Consider the following 14,995-nt stretch of genomic DNA (forward strand, 5'->3'; position numbering starts at 1 on the left):
TGCCGTCCCCTTCCCCCTCGAAAGGTCGTCATGGATCCGTTGACCATTGTGATGCTGGGCGTACTCGGCATGCTCATCTTTTTCATGGTGCGCAATTCGCGCAAGCGCCGCGCCGACATGGAGAACCTCCAGCAGAAGATGGTGCCCGGCGCCGAGGTCATGACGAACTTCGGGCTCTTCGGAACGCTCGTCGAGCTCGACGAAGAAGAGAACATCGCGACGATCGAGGTGTCGCCGGGCAGCACCATTCGCGTGCACCGGCAGACGCTTGCCCGGGTCATCGAAGACGACGAGCCCGTGGAAGACCCGGCCGACGACGCTCCCGTCATCGACGAGGCCGGGCCGCGCCTCAACGAGTCGAGCGTCGACCCGACCGAGCGCAAGAAGACCGACGACTAACGCTGCGCAACGACGCGCACCCGGGCGGCGGGACGACCATCCCGCTCCACCACCCCCGAGAAATGAGTAACCTCCGTGGCTAGATCGACACCCGAGCGTAAAGCCCTGCGCTCCCTCGTGTGGCTGCTCGTCATCATCATCGGCCTCGTGTCGGCGAATGCGGCGAGCGTTGCCCTCAACGAGGGGGACTGGACCCCGAGGCTCGCCCTCGACCTGCAGGGTGGCACGCAGCTGATCCTCGAACCGCAGATCGAGGAGGGCGCGGATGTCTCGCAGGAGCAGCTCGACCAGGCCGTGGCGATCATCCGCCAGCGCGTTGACGCCGGCGGCGTGAGCGAGGCCGAGATCAACACGCAGGGTGGACGCAACATCGTCGTGTCGATTCCGGGCACGCCCGACCAGGCGACGATCGACCGCATCCAGTCCGCGGCGAAGCTCGAGTTCCGTCCCGTGCTCGCGGCGGACGCAGCGTCGAACTCCACGATTGGCGGCACCGACGAGGACGCCACGGAGGACGGCGGCACGGACGAGGGCGCCACCGACGACGGGGCAACCGAGAACGGCACGGAGGATGGCGCCGCCGGCGACGGCGCCGCGACCGACGATGCGGCCGCGGAGGACGGGGCCGCAACCGACGAGACGGATGCCCCCGAGGCCCCGCCCGTCGCGCCGACCGACGCCAGCGACCTCGCGTGGATTACCCCGGAGGTGCGTGAGCTCTTCGACACCGTCGACTGCATGGCCCTCGACGAGCTCGGCACGAACGTCGCGCCCGTCGACGAGCCGCTCGTCACCTGCGACGTGGACGGCATCGTCAAGTACATCCTGGGGCCCGTCGAGGTCGAGGGTGCGAGCATCGTCGACGCCCGCGCCGGCCTCATCGCCTCGCAGACCGGCGTCACCACGACCGAGTGGGGCGTCAACATTGAGTTCGACGCGGTCGGCACGCAGCAGTTCCGCACCGTCACCGAACGCTTGATCACGTTCCAGGGCATCCAGAACCAGTTCGCCATCGTGCTGGATGGCTCGGTCATCAGCGCCCCGCGCACCCTGGCCGCCATTACCAACGGTCAGCCGCAGATCTCGGGGTCGTTCACCCAGGAGACCGCGCAGGTGCTCGCCGACCAGCTGCGCTTCGGAGCGCTGCCGATCGGCTTCGAACTGCTGAGCCAAGAGAACATCTCGGCGACACTCGGTATCTCACAGCTCGAGAGCGGCATCATCGCCGGCGTCATCGGCCTCTTGCTCGTCATGGGGTACGCGCTGTTCCAGTACCGCGCCCTCGGCGGGGTCATCATCGCGAGCCTCATGGTGGCCGCCGTGCTGTCGTACTTCGTGATCCTGTACCTGTCGAACCAGCAGGGGTACCGCCTGTCGCTGGCGGGCGTCGCCGGTCTGATCATCTCGATCGGTGTCATCGCCGACGGCTTCATCGTCTACTTCGAGCGCGTGCGTGATGAGTTGCGCGATGGCCGCTCTCTGCCGAACGCCGTCGAGGCGGGTTGGTCGCGCGCATTCCGCACGATTCTGATCTCGAACGTGGTGAGCTTCATCGGCGCGGTCGTGCTCTACGTGCTCGCGGTTGGCAACGTGCGCGGCTTCGCCTTCACGCTCGGCATCATGACGCTCGTCAACATCGTCATCGTGACCCTCATGACCTACCCGATGCTGCGACTGATCGCGCGCACCGAGTTCTTCGCGAGCGGTAACCCTCTGTCGGGCCTCGACCCGAAGGCCCTCGGCGCCGTTTATCGTGGCCGCGCGCAGTTCCGCGCGCCCGTCGCGACGCCGAAGAAGAACACGGGCAGCTCGCGCGAGGCGCAGCGTCGACAGACGATCGCCGAGCGCAAGGCCGCTGAGGCTGAGATGGCCGGAAAGAAGGACGCCCGATGAGCATGCTCACCCGCCTCGGCAATGGCCTGTACACCGGCGACAAGTCAATCGACTTCATCGGCCGCCGCCGCACGTGGTACCTGATCGCCGCCGTTCTCCTGCTGATCGCGATCGGTGCCACGGCCCTGCGCGGTGGCTTCGTCTTCGGCATCGAGTTCCGCGGCGGCTCGGAGTTCCGCGTCTCGCAGGCGTCCCTCGTCGTGGAGGACCCGTCGGGGGCGACCCAGCTCGCCACCGACGTCGTGAACACCACGGTCGTCGGCGGAAACCCCCGCGTGTCGACGGTCGGCACCGACTCGGTGCGCGTGCAGACCGACCAGCTCACGCAGGAAGACACGAACCTGCTGCGAGCGGAGCTCGCCGACGCCTTCGAGGTGCCGGTGGAACAGGTCACCTCGTCGTTCATCGGCGCGACCTGGGGTCAAGACATCACGCGCCAGGCGATCATCGCGCTGATTGTCTTCCTGCTCTTCGTCAGCGTGGTGATGACGCTGTACTTCAGAACCTGGAAGATGGTCATCGCGGCCTTCGTCGCCCTGGTGCACGACGTCGTCTTGACGGCGGGCCTGTACGGCGCTCTCGGCTTCGAGATCACGCCGGCCGCCGTGATCGGGTTCTTGACGATCCTGTCGTACTCGCTCTACGACACCGTCGTCGTGTTCGACAAGGTTCGCGAGAACACGAGTGAGGACGGCGTCGAATCACGTCGCACCTTCGCGCAGTCGGTCAACCTGGCGGTGAATCAGACCGTCGTTCGGTCGATCAACACGTCTGTCGTCGCGGTGCTGCCGACGGCTGCGATTCTCTTCATCGGCTCGCTGATCCTCGGCGCCGGCACCCTGCGAGACATCGCTCTCGCGCTCTTCGTCGGCACGATCGTCGGAACGTATTCGTCGATCTTCATCGCGGCGCCGCTGTATGTGCACCTGCGCGAGAATGAGCCCGAGGTCAAGAAGCAGGGCGCCCGCAAGAAGGCGCCGCGGCCGGAGTCGGGTGCGGTCCGCTAGCCACAGCCGCACCTCGTAGACTGCCCTCGGAGGGTGCGATGACAGAGCTGACGCAGACGCCAGTGCCATTGCGCTCGCTCCTGCCGCGCCTGTTTTCGCGTGCCCAGCCCACCGGAGCGCTCGAAACGCTGTACCGCACGGTGCGGGCGCAGCATCCGAAGGCTGACATTCCCTTTCTCGAGCGCGCGTACCGCGTGGCAGAGAATGCGCACGAGGGCCAGACGCGTAAGAGCGGCGAGCCGTACATCACGCACCCGCTCGCGGTCGCACAGATTCTCGCCGAGCTCGGCCTCGGGGTGAAGACGCTCGCGGCAGCCCTCCTGCACGACACCGTCGAGGACACCGACTACACGCTCGACCAGCTGCGCGTCGAGTTCGGCGACGAGGTCGCGATGCTCGTTGACGGGGTGACCAAGCTCGACAAGGTGAAGTACGGCGACTCGGCACAGGCCGAGACGGTGCGCAAGATGATTGTCGCCATGTCGAAAGACATCCGCGTGCTCGTCATCAAGCTGGCCGACCGGCTGCACAACGCCCGCACCTGGGGCTTCGTCGAGGGCTCGTCCGCAAAGCGCAAGGCGCAAGAAACTCTCGAGATCTACACCCCCCTCGCCCACCGGCTGGGAATCCAGACCATCAAGTGGGAGCTCGAAGACCTCTCGTTCGCCGTGCTCCACCCGAAGCTCTACGTCGAGATCGAAAGCCTCGTCAAGAACCGCACGCCCGAACGGGAGAAGTTCGTGCAGCAGGTCATCGACGAGGTCAACGGTGACCTCCGTCAGGCGAAAATCAAGGCGCAGGTCGCCGGGCGGCCGAAGCAGTACTACTCGATCTACCAGAAGATGGTGCACCGAGGCCGCGACTTCGATGACATCTACGACCTCACCGGCGTGCGCATCCTCGTGAGTTCGATTCGCGACTGCTACGCCGCGCTCGGCGCGGTGCACGCGCGCTGGAGCCCGATGCCAGGGCGCTTCAAGGACTACATCGCGACGCCGAAGTTCAACCTGTACCAGTCGCTGCACACAACGGTCTTCGGCCCGGGCGGGCGACCGGTCGAGCTGCAGATTCGCACGCACGAGATGCATCAGCGCGCCGAGTTCGGTGTCGCCGCGCACTGGGCATACAAGGAGCGCATGGCCTCCGGCGGCTCGAAGGCCGAGGGCAGCGCTGCGCTCGGCCACGACACCGACATGGCGTGGCTGAAGCACATCTCCGACTGGCAGGCCGAGACGGCCGACCCGAGCGAGTTCCTCGACACGCTGCGCTACGAGATCGGCGCGAAAGAGGTCTACGTCTTCACCCCGCAGGGCAAGGTCATCGGCCTTCCCTCCGGCGCGACCCCCGTCGATTTCGCCTATGCCGTGCACACCGAGATCGGCCACCGCACCATGGGGGCCAAGGTTAATGGCCGCCTCGTGCCGCTCGATTCGACGCTCTCGAGTGGAGACACGGTCGAAGTCTTTACGTCGAAGAACCCCGACGCCGGCCCGAGCCATGACTGGCTGAACTTCGTGACGTCCACGCGAGCCAAGTCAAAGATTCGACAGTGGTTCACCAAGGAGCGCCGCGACGAGGCGATCGAGCAGGGCAAGGACGCGATCGCCCGCGCGATGCGCAAACAAAACCTTCCGCTGCAGCGAATGATGTCGCAGGACTCGATCGCGCAGGCTGCGGCGACGCTCCGCTACGAAACGGTGGATGCTCTCTATGCGGCGGTCGGCGAAGGTCACGTCTCCACGCAGTCGGTCATTGAGAAGATCCTGTCGACGCTGCACGTCGAGGCGGAATCCGATGACGAGCCGTTCACGCTGCCGAACCGGGCGCGCACGCCGGTTCGCACGAGCGATTCCGGAATCCTCGTCCGCGGCGCTCCGGACATCCTCGTCAAGCTTGCGAAGTGCTGCACGCCCGTGCCGGGCGACGCGATCGTGGGCTTCATCACGCGCGGCCAGGGCGTGAGCGTGCACCGCGGCGACTGCACCAATGTTCAGAGTCTGTTGGCCGAGCCCGACCGCATGATCGAGGTGGAGTGGGCGCCCACGACCAAGAGCGTCTTCCTCGTGCAGATCCAGGTCGAGGCGCTGGACCGCAGCGGGCTCTTGTCGGATGTCACGCGTGTGCTGTCCGAGCACCACGTCAACATCTTGTCGGCGAGCGTCAACACGTCACGCGACCGCCTGGCCATCTCGAAGTTCGTTTTCGAGATGGGCGACGTCACGCACCTCGACCGCGTTTTGAACGCCGTGCGCCGGATCGACGCGGTGTACGACGTGTACCGCGTCAGCAACGGCTAGCAGGCGTTGCCTTGCCCGCGCGGTGTACGGCGCGCGGCGGGCCGCAGTGAGCGCCTCCAGCACCGCGTCGGCACCGAGCCCGGACAGCTCGATCATTCGGTGCAAGTCCGCGAGCGGACACTCGTCGTCGTTGGCTCGGGCGAGGTCGAGAAGCGTGCGCACCGGGGTCGTGACGAGGACACCGCCGACGAGCTGCAGGTCATCGGCGTCGATGACGAGCTCGCGCGCCCCCGTGCGCATGCGCGTCCCCGACGGGACACGCGACCCGATCGACGCGGCGAGTGAGGGCGTGGCTGGCTCGGCGCACCAGCCGTAGACCCACGCCGCGCTTCGTCGCTGCACGAACAGGCGTGACTCCCGGCGCACAGCGCTCATGGAGCGGGCGCGATCCGCGGCGCCGACGGGCACATCGATCGGCAGGAAAGCATCCCCGACGCGGGTGAGCTCTCCGTCGAGTTCGGCGGCGCGTAGTTCAGTGGGGGACAGGGTTACGGTACGGACGGCAGACATGCGCCGCAGTGTGTGGGGCCGCGTGCGAAGCGCCGCCCCGATCATCCCGAACGGAGGATAACCGCGTGCAACCCCGCGCTGGGGATAACCCCGCGCCTGCCTAGTAGTACTTGGTTAGGTCCTTGTTAATGGTCGTGGTGACTGTTAACCTCGCGGCGTGCGGGTGGATGAGATCGAGCGGGTGCGGGTCGAGTTGGACGAGTTCGTCGGTGAGGTGTTCGCGTCGCTGGCTCGGAAGGATCAGCGGTCCAAGGGTGGCCTGTATCTGCAGGGCCTGATGCTGGAGGGCAGGCGGAAGTCGATGCAGCCGATGGGCGACCGGCTCGGCATCGATTATCAGCAGCTGCAGCAGTTCGTGTCCTCCTCGCCGTGGCCTGTCGAGCCGGTGCGTCGTCGGCTCGCCCGTAAGGCGGCGTCGCTGTTGTCGCCGGAGGCGTGGGTTGTCGATGACACCGGGTTCGTCAAGGACGGCCCAGCCTCACCTGGGGTGGCGCGGCAGTACTCGGGCACGCTCGGAAAGGTCGGGAACGTGCAGATCGGTGTCACCGTGCACGCGGTCACCGATGCGGCGTCTTGCCCGTTGGACTGGCGGCTGTTCCTTCCCGAATCGTGGGACGACACCTGCTCGGACACCAACGAGCACGCCGACCTCGTCGTCGCGCGGCGGGTGAAGGCGCAGATCCCCGACGCGGTGCGGCATCGACCGAAGTGGGAGCTCGCGCTGGAGATGATCGACGAGCTTCGCAGCTGGGGGCTGCTGCCGCCGCTGATCTGCGCCGACGCCGGATACGGCGAGATCGGCTACTTCCGCACCGCGCTCACCGACCGCGGAATCCCTTACGTGGTGCAGGTGAAGTCGGACACCAGCATGCACCCCGAAGCCGCGGTGTTCGAGATGCCGCCCTACCGCGGACGCGGGCGGCCACCCGTGCAGGCCAGCTACCGCAGTGACCCGATCCGCGCGAAGAGCCTCATCGCAGCCCTCGGCGACGACGCGTTCGAGCAGGTGTCGTGGCGGCAAGGATCACGCGGCATGATGACCAGCCGGTTCACCGCCACGCGGGTGCGCCCCGCGAACCGGAACCTGCCCCGCGAGCCCGACGGATCGCTACCCGAGTGCTGGCTACTCGCCGAATGGCCGGACGACGCGGACGAGCCCACCGACTACTGGCTGTCCACCCTCCCCGCCCACACGCCGATCGCGGAGCTGGTTCGGCTCGGGAAGATCCGCTGGCGCATCGAGCACGACTACCGCGAACTCAAGCACGGCCTGGGCCTGGACCACTTCGAAGGACGCACCTGGCCCGGGTGGCACCACCACGTCACGCTCGTGAGCGCCGCGCACCTGTTCATCACGATCCAGCGCCTGAGCGCGGACCCAAAAGCCCGCGGGGCAGCCTGAGCTTCTACGGCATCCTCCGCGACCTTCAGACCGCGGTCATCCGCCTGCTCAGCCACTGCCCCTACTGCCAACGCGCTGGACCAACCTAACCAAGTACTACTAGTCGCCGACGGCGGCGAGCCAGGCGCGACGCGCCTCGAGTGCCTCGGTGAGCTCGGCGACCTTCTTCTCGTTCTTTGCCTTCTTCGCCTCGGCGAGCTCTGCCTCGAGTTGCGCGATGGCATCGTGCAGCTGAGACGCGAGTCCTTCCGAGCGAGCCTTCTTCTCGGGGTTGGACTTCTCCCAGTGCGCTTCCTCGAGCGCCTTCACGGCCTGCTCGATCTTCCGCAGACGGTCCTCGATAGGACGTACCTGGTCGCGAGGGACCTTGCCGATCGCATCCCAGCGTCGCTGGATGTTCGTCAGCGTGTTGCGGGCAACGACGCGGTCGGTGGCGTTCAGCAGCGGTTCGGCCTCGGTCAGCAGCGCCAGCTTCTGCTCGAGGTTTCCCTGGAACTCCTCGTTCTCACGGGCGTCGACCTCGGCCTTGGCCTGATAGAGAACGTCACCCGCGGCCTTGAACGCCGCCCACAGTGCGTCGTCGACCTTCTTGCCGGCCCGGCCGGCGGCCTTCCACTCGTCGAGCAGGCGCCGATAGGCAGGGATACCGGCGGGCCCCTGGGGGGCAAGCGCCTCGGCCTTCGTGATCAACGCCTGCTTGGCCTGCTTCGCGCCCTTGTGCTCGGCATCCAGCGCCGCAAAGAAAGCGCGACGGTTGCTGTCGAGCGTTCCGCGGGCGGTCCGGAAGCGCTTCCAGAGTTCGTCGGCCTGCCTCTTCGGCAGGCGAGGGCCCGACTGCTGGTGGTCCTTCCACCGGGTGAACAGGGCCTCCATCTGCGTCGACGCCTGCTTCCACTGCACCGACTGCGGGTCCTTTGCCGCCAGAGCCTCGGCCTCGACAACGATCGCCTCGCGTTCGGCGATGGCGGCCTCGAGTGCGGCTTTCGCCTCGGCCTGCTGCTCCTCCGTCAGCTTCTCGACGGTGCCGCCGAGGGCGTCCAGGCGGGCGCGCAGCGCGGGCAGGTCGCCCACGGCTGCGGCGTCGGTGAGCGTCTGACGCAGGCTTGCAACTGTCTTCGCCACATCGGCGGCCGGTGCTCCGCTGCGCGCACGCTGTTCGACGAGCCGCACCTGACCCTCGAGGTCGTCGTACTTACGCGTGAAGTAGGCGAGGGCCTCGTCAGCGGTGCCGTCGGGGTACTGTCCGACGACGCGTTCTGTTCCGTCGTCGGTGACGTAGACAGTGCCGGTCTCATCGACTCGGCCGAAAGCGGTCTTCTCGTTCACTGCCACGGGTGCATCATCCTCATCGACGCCAGGCGCGCAGGCGAGTCCTGCGGGCGGGGTTCAGCATATTCCACGCTCTCGCCCCGCATCCGGCTGGGTGGCGGGGCGAGCATCCATCGCTACTCGATCGTGATGGAGGTGATGGTCGTCTCGATGCGCGGGCGGCCATCGGGCGCGCCACCCTCGACGCCGCCGGCCACGATCTCGCTCGTCAGCAGATCGAGGCCCGACGTCACCTCGCCAATGACGGTGTACCCACCGGCCGCGTCGCTCGGAATCGCCGAGTCGCCGTAGACGATGAAGAACTGGCTGCCCATGCTGAACGCGTCGCCGCCGACGCGCGCCATGGCGAGAGTTCCCGCTGTGTACAGGCTGTCGGCCGGCGCATTCTCGACTGGACCGAAACGGAAGTCGGGGCCGCCGCCTCCCGTGCCGTCGGGGTCGCCGCACTGGAGGACGAAGATGTTGGAGGTGGTCAGGCGGTGGCACGTGAGGCCGTCGTAGAACCCGTCGGTGATGAGGGAGGTGACGGCAGCGACCGCCTGCGGGGCGGCGGCACCATCGAGCTCGATGCCGAGCTCGATCTCGTCGTTGAGGGTCAGCTGGCCTGTCCAGGTGCGGTCTTCGGCCAGGGACGGGTCGGGCGCCTCGGCGGTGGGTTCCGGCGTCGGCTCGACCGTCGCCTCGGGGTCAGGCTCGGGCGCACCCGGGCCGAGCTCGTAGCCGACGAGCGCGGCGCTCGACAGGGCGATGACGGCGACCAGCGCCAGCACGCCACCCACGTTGTCGCGCTTCCGGCGCCGGACGGCGGTGTCGTGCACGGTCTGCCTGGCCTGATAGCGGCGCAGCCGCTCGCGAGACTCCCGATCTTTCGACGACGCCTGGGCCATGCGCTCCTCCTTGGGCGGCGAATCTCGCCACGTTTTTTCACCGCGTCGAACTCTAGTCGAGCCCCGCCCGGGAGCCTCACCGCAGCCCGTTAGCCTGGAGCGATGCAGCAGGAGGGGCTTCATCGCGGCGCGACCCCGCTCGCGGTTCGCATGCGCCCGACGTCGCTCGACGAGGTCGCGGGCCAAAACCACCTCCTGGGCCCCGGTTCGCCGCTCGTCGCGCTCGCCGCTGACGGAGTCGAGGCGCGCCCGAGCGCCGTCTCGGTGATTCTGTGGGGGCCTCCCGGAACGGGAAAGACGACGCTCGCCCAAGCGATCGCCCGTCAGTCAGGGCGCCGCTTCGTCGAACTGTCGGCGATCACGGCCGGAGTCAAAGACGTGCGCGAGGTCATGGAGCGCGCCCTCAGCGACCGCGACCTCTACGGCTCGACGACCGTGCTGTTTCTCGACGAGATCCACCGATTCACCAAGGCTCAGCAGGATGCCCTGCTCCCCGGCGTCGAGAACGGCTGGGTCGTGCTGATCGCCGCGACGACAGAGAATCCCAGCTTCTCGGTGATCTCCCCGCTGCTCAGCCGCAGCCTCCTGCTCACCCTGAAACCGCTCGAGGACGACGACCTCGGGATGCTCGTGGACCGCGCCGTCGTCGACCCTCGCGGGCTCGCCGGTCGCGTCACGCTCGACGACGAGGCGCGCGACGCGCTCGTTCGCCTGGCGTCCGGGGATGCCCGGCGCGCGCTGACCGCGCTCGAGGCGGCCGCGCAGACAACGCTCGCGACCGTCGATGAGGAGGACGAGCATCCCGTAATCACGGCGGAAGCGGTCTCCGCCGCCGTCGACCGGGCCCTCCTGCGCTACGACCGCGCCGGCGACGAGCACTACGACGTCATCAGCGCGTTCATCAAGTCGATTCGCGGCAGCGACCCCGACGCCGCCCTGCACTACCTGGCGCGGATGATCGAGGCGGGGGAGGACCCGCGCTTCATCGCGCGACGCGTGATCATCTCTGCGGCTGAAGACATTGGTGTCGCCGACCCGCAGGCGTTGCCGCTCGCGGTCGCCGCGGCCCAGGCGGTGCAGCTGATCGGCATGCCGGAGGGGCGGATTCCGCTCGCCGAGGCTGTGGTGTACCTCGCGACCGCGCCGAAGTCGAACGCTGCCTACGTCGGCATCGACGCGGCTCTCGCCGACGTGCGGGCGGGGAAGGCCGGGGTCGTGCCCCTGCACCTGCGCGACGCGCACTACCCCGGCGCGAAAACACTTGGCCACGGAAAGGGGTACCGCTACCCCCACGACGACGAGCACGGCGTCTCGACGCAGCAGTACCTTCCGGACCGCCTCGTGGGGCGCGAGTACTACCGACCGACGGCTCGCGGTGCCGAGCGCGACATCGCCGCCCGGCTCGAAAAGTTGCGCGCGATCGTGCGGGGCCGCGCGAGCGAGGGCTGAACGCCGCCATTCTGCTAAGCTTTACCGGCTCGTCAGGTCACGAGCACATCCCACCCTTTCCTTATCGGATCCTCCGGAACGCTGCGACGTGCGCCCGGGCAGGGAGGCGGGATGTACGTCCGTGAGTCGCGAACGCCGCGGCCACGTCATGGAAGGAAACCGTTCGTGTCGACTAAGTCACGTACCCGCAGCAAGACCCGCCTCTCGCGCTCGCTCGGCATCGCCCTCACCCCGAAGGCCGCCAAGTACCTCGAGAAGCGTCCCTATGGCCCTGGTGAGCACGGCCGCACCCGCCGCAAGCAGGACAGCGACTACGCGGTCCGTCTGCGCGAGAAGCAGCGTCTGCGCGCCCAGTACGGCATTCGCGAGGCGCAGCTGCGCAACGTGTTCCAGGAGGCCCGCCGCACCGAGGGCATGACCGGTGAGAACCTGGTCGAGCTGCTCGAGATGCGCCTCGACGCGCTCGTGCTGCGCGCCGGCTTCGCCCGCACCACCGCGCAGGCCCGTCAGATGGTCGTGCACCGCCACATCCTCGTCGACGGCCAGCTCGTCGACCGCCCGTCGTTCCGCGTGAAGCCGGGCCAGCTCATCCACGTCAAGCCGAAGAGCGAGGGCATGGAGCCGTTCCAGGTCGCCGCCGCCGGTGGCCACGTCGACGTGCTGCCGAAGACCCCGGGCTACCTCGAGGTCGAGCTCGACAAGCTGCAGGCGCGCCTGGTGCGCCGCCCGAAGCGTGCCGAGGTGCCCGTCACCTGTGACGTGCAGCTCGTCGTTGAGTACTACGCCGCGCGCTAGCGCACACTGATTCACCCCGTCGGGGGCTCGGCATGTTTGCCGGGCCCCCGACGTCGTTCTCGGGGCCGCTAGGCTGGGTGACTGCCCGTACGCGCGAGACCGCGCACGCCACCACACCTCGGCTGTAAGGAGTCCCTCATGAAGAACGCTCTCTGGTTCATCGTCGGCGTTGCGGTGGGTGCCGTCGCCGCCCACCAGTACTCGCGCACCGAGCAGGGCGCCCAGTTCTTCGACGAGGTTGACGCCCGCGCCCGCGAGTTCGGCTCGGCCGTCATCGACGGCTACAAGCAGCGCGAGGCCGAGCTGCGCGCCGCCGTCGCCGAAGCGGAAGACACGATCGCTGATCTGTCGAACAAGCTGAAGTAACCGGTGCAGACCGCCGATATTCAGCGCCGCTGGCTCGACTACTTCGGGCAGCGGGGCCACACCGTCGTCCCCAGCGCCAGCCTGATCGCCGATGATCCCACGGTCATGTTCACGATCGCGGGCATGGTGCCGTTCATCCCGTACCTGACCGGTGTCGTGCCGGCGCCGTACCCGCGCGCCACCAGCGTGCAGAAGTGCATTCGCACGAACGACATCGAGGAGGTCGGCAAGACCACCCGGCACGGCACGTTCTTCCAGATGAACGGCAACTTCTCGTTCGGCGACTACTTCAAGGAAGGCGCGATCGAGTACGCCTGGGAGTTGCTCACGATGTCGGAGGCCGACGGCGGCCTCGGCTTCGACGAGAAAGACCTCTGGGTCACCGTCTACGAAGACGACGACGAGGCGCGTCAGCTGTGGAAGCGCATCGCGGGGCTTCCCGATGAGCGCATCCAGTCGATGGGTAAGGAAGACAATTACTGGTCAACCGGGCAGCCGGGCCCCGCGGGCCCGTGCAGCGAGATCTATTTCGACCGCGGCCCCGCCTATGGGCCCGAGGGCGGGCCGGCCGTTGACGACACGCGCTACATCGAGATCTGGAATCTCGTGTTCATGCAGTACGCGATCGACCAGGTCACGTCGAAGACCGAGTTCCGCATTCTCGGAGAGCTGCCGAACAAGAACATCGACACCGGCATGGGCATGGAGCGCGTCGCGTTCTTGAAGCAGGGCGTCGAGAACATGTACGAGATCGACCAGGTGCGCCCCGTCCTCGACGCGGCGGCCGAGCTGTCGGGCCGCCGCTACGGTGTGAGCCACGACGACGACGTGCGGATGCGCGTCATCGCCGATCACGTGCGCTCCAGCCTCATGCTGATGACCGACGGTGTCGCGCCCGGCAACGAGGGGCGCGGCTACATCCTGCGCCGCCTCATGCGTCGCTCGATCCGCGCGATGCGTCTGCTCGGCGTGGACGCCCCGAGCTTCGAGGTGCTGTTCGCCGCCTCGCGCGACGCGATGAGCGCCGCGTACCCGGAGGTCTCACAGAACTATGACCGCGTCTCGCGCCTCGCACTCGGCGAGGAGGACGCATTCCTGCGGACGCTCGCGAGCGGCACGAGCATCCTGGATGTGGCCGTCGCCGAGACCACGCGGTCAGGCGGCAGCGTGCTTCCCGGGGACACTGCCTTCCAGTTGCACGACACGTTCGGCTTCCCGATCGACCTGACGCTGGAAATGGCGGAGGAAGCGGGGCTGTCGGTCGACCGCGCCGCCTTCGACACCCTCATGGCTGAGCAGCGCGCGCGGGCGAAGGCCGACGCCAAGTCGAAGAAGGCCGTGCTCGCCGACGTGTCGGTGTACGGCAGCTTCCGCTCCCTCGGCGAGACGCGATTCCTGGGCTACGACGAGCTGGAGGCCGAGACCACGGTCGTCGGCATCATCGTCGACGGCCAGAGCGTCGACCGGGCGAGCGCCGGCCAGCTCGCCGAGGTGATCCTCGCCGACACGACCCTGTACGCCGAGTCGGGCGGCCAGGACGCGGATGAAGGCGCGATTGTCGGCCACAGCTTCGAACTCGACGTCCTCGACGTGCAGCGTCCGATTGCGGGGCTCGTCAGCCACCGCGTCGAGGTGCGCACGGGCGAGGTCGCGGTCGGCATGGCCGCTCGGTCGATCGTCGACCGCGAATACCGCCGCTCGGCGACCCAGGCGCACTCGGCGACCCACGTCATCCACGCCGCCCTGCGCCAGACCCTCGGTTCGGAGGCCCACCAGTCCGGTTCGTACAACAAGGCTGGCTACATGCGCCTCGACTTCAGCTGGAACCAGGCACTCAGCCCGGAAACCCGCAGCGAGATCGAGGAGATCAGCAACATCGCCGTGCGCGACAACCTCGCCGTCGAAACCCGCGTGATGGGGCTCGACGAGGCGAAGTCGCTCGGCGCGACGGCGCTGTTCGGCGAGAAGTACGGAGACCGCGTGCGCGTCGTCGACATCGGTGGCCCCTGGTCGCGCGAGTTGTGTGCCGGCACGCACGTGTCGCGCTCGGCCGAGATCGGCATGATCAGCCTCGTGAGCGAGTCGAGCGTCGGCTCGACGAACCGCCGCGTCGAGGCGCTCGTCGGGCTGGAGGCGTTCCGCGAATTCGCCGCCGAGCGCGCGCTGGTGCAGCAGCTCACCGCGCAGCTGAAGACGCCGCGCGAAAACCTCGCCGACCGCATCGCCGACCTCGCCCAGCAGCTGAAGAGCGCCGAGAAGCGCATCCAGCAGTTCGAGGCTCAGAAGCTGTCCGAGCGTGTGCCCGCACTCGCTCAGTCGGCTGAGTCGCTCGGCGCCGTGCAGCTCGTCGCCGCCGACCTCGGCGCCGTGTCGTCGGCCGATGATGTGCGTCGGCTCGCCCAGTCGGTGCGCGAGCGACTCGCGGGCCAGCCCGCCGTGGTCGCGCTCGCCGGCGCGAACTCCGGCAAGGCGACCGTCATCGTCGCGACGACCCCCGAGGCTCGGGACGTCGGCGCCCGCGCGGGCGATCTCGCGAAGCGGGCTTCCGCCGTTCTCGGCGGCGGCGGAGGCGGCAAGGACGACCTGGCCCAGGGCGGTGGACCCAACCTCGACCAGGTGGGTGACGCGCTGGCGGCCGTTCGCGACGCGCTTCGAGGCTAA

11 protein-coding genes and 1 pseudogene are annotated in these 14,995 nt (G+C 68.0%); 9 read left to right on the forward strand and 3 right to left on the reverse strand.

The window, feature by feature from the left end:
• The first annotated feature begins 30 nt into the window (after positions 1-30).
• The 4 genes from yajC to CPY97_RS06765 all read left to right on the forward strand — a co-directional run bounded on the left by yajC (position 31) and on the right by CPY97_RS06765 (position 5,596).
• Positions 31-399 carry a preprotein translocase subunit YajC gene (gene yajC / locus CPY97_RS06750; RefSeq protein WP_096421334.1) on the forward strand — a complete coding sequence of 123 codons (369 nt, stop codon included), beginning with the start codon at positions 31-33 and terminating at the stop codon, positions 397-399.
• Between the two features lie 75 nt (positions 400-474).
• The gene (gene secD / locus CPY97_RS06755; RefSeq protein WP_096421335.1) at positions 475-2,292 is read left to right on the forward strand and encodes a protein translocase subunit SecD; all 1,818 of its coding nucleotides are present in this window, start codon (positions 475-477) and stop codon (positions 2,290-2,292) included.
• Positions 2,289-3,299 carry a protein translocase subunit SecF gene (gene secF, locus CPY97_RS06760; protein ID WP_096421336.1) on the forward strand — a complete coding sequence of 337 codons (1,011 nt, stop codon included), beginning with the start codon at positions 2,289-2,291 and terminating at the stop codon, positions 3,297-3,299. Before secD ends, secF begins: the two co-directional genes overlap by 4 nt.
• A gap of 38 nt (positions 3,300-3,337) precedes the next feature.
• Positions 3,338-5,596, forward strand: a complete 2,259-nt coding sequence (locus CPY97_RS06765) for a RelA/SpoT family protein (protein ID WP_096421337.1) — start codon at positions 3,338-3,340, stop codon at positions 5,594-5,596.
• 18 nt (positions 5,597-5,614) lie between these two features.
• Here the strand turns inward: CPY97_RS06765 and CPY97_RS13880 are convergent.
• Positions 5,615-6,151: pseudogene (locus CPY97_RS13880) on the reverse strand (hypothetical protein); the annotation flags it as partial.
• A 112-nt stretch (positions 6,152-6,263) separates the two neighbouring features.
• Between CPY97_RS13880 and CPY97_RS06775 the strand changes: the two are divergent.
• Positions 6,264-7,508 carry an IS701 family transposase gene (locus tag CPY97_RS06775; RefSeq protein ID WP_150129172.1) on the forward strand — a complete coding sequence of 415 codons (1,245 nt, stop codon included), beginning with the start codon at positions 6,264-6,266 and terminating at the stop codon, positions 7,506-7,508.
• Between the two features lie 99 nt (positions 7,509-7,607).
• Here the strand turns inward: CPY97_RS06775 and CPY97_RS06780 are convergent, their stop codons facing one another.
• Positions 7,608-8,840 carry a DUF349 domain-containing protein gene (locus CPY97_RS06780; protein ID WP_096421339.1) on the reverse strand — a complete coding sequence of 411 codons (1,233 nt, stop codon included), beginning with the start codon at positions 8,838-8,840 and terminating at the stop codon, positions 7,608-7,610.
• 113 nt (positions 8,841-8,953) lie between these two features.
• Positions 8,954-9,724 carry a peptidylprolyl isomerase gene (locus CPY97_RS06785; protein WP_096421340.1) on the reverse strand — a complete coding sequence of 257 codons (771 nt, stop codon included), beginning with the start codon at positions 9,722-9,724 and terminating at the stop codon, positions 8,954-8,956.
• Between the two features lie 102 nt (positions 9,725-9,826).
• On the opposite strand from CPY97_RS06785, the gene CPY97_RS06790 reads away from it, so the two are divergent.
• From CPY97_RS06790 to alaS, 4 genes are all read left to right on the forward strand, one after another.
• Positions 9,827-11,173 (forward strand): replication-associated recombination protein A, encoded by a 1,347-nt coding sequence (locus CPY97_RS06790; RefSeq protein WP_096421341.1) that lies wholly within the window; start codon positions 9,827-9,829, stop codon positions 11,171-11,173.
• 165 nt (positions 11,174-11,338) lie between these two features.
• Positions 11,339-11,968, forward strand: coding sequence for a 30S ribosomal protein S4 (gene rpsD / locus CPY97_RS06795; RefSeq protein WP_096421342.1), 630 nt, complete (start codon positions 11,339-11,341; stop codon positions 11,966-11,968).
• 138 nt (positions 11,969-12,106) lie between these two features.
• Complete coding sequence (locus CPY97_RS06800; protein ID WP_096421343.1) at positions 12,107-12,334, forward strand: hypothetical protein; 228 nt, start codon at positions 12,107-12,109, stop codon at positions 12,332-12,334.
• A 3-nt stretch (positions 12,335-12,337) separates the two neighbouring features.
• Positions 12,338-14,995 carry an alanine--tRNA ligase gene (alaS, locus tag CPY97_RS06805; protein WP_096421344.1) on the forward strand — a complete coding sequence of 886 codons (2,658 nt, stop codon included), beginning with the start codon at positions 12,338-12,340 and terminating at the stop codon, positions 14,993-14,995.

It is taken from the genome of Microcella alkaliphila, from assembly GCF_002355395.1.
Taxonomy (GTDB): domain Bacteria; phylum Actinomycetota; class Actinomycetes; order Actinomycetales; family Microbacteriaceae; genus Microcella; species Microcella alkaliphila_A.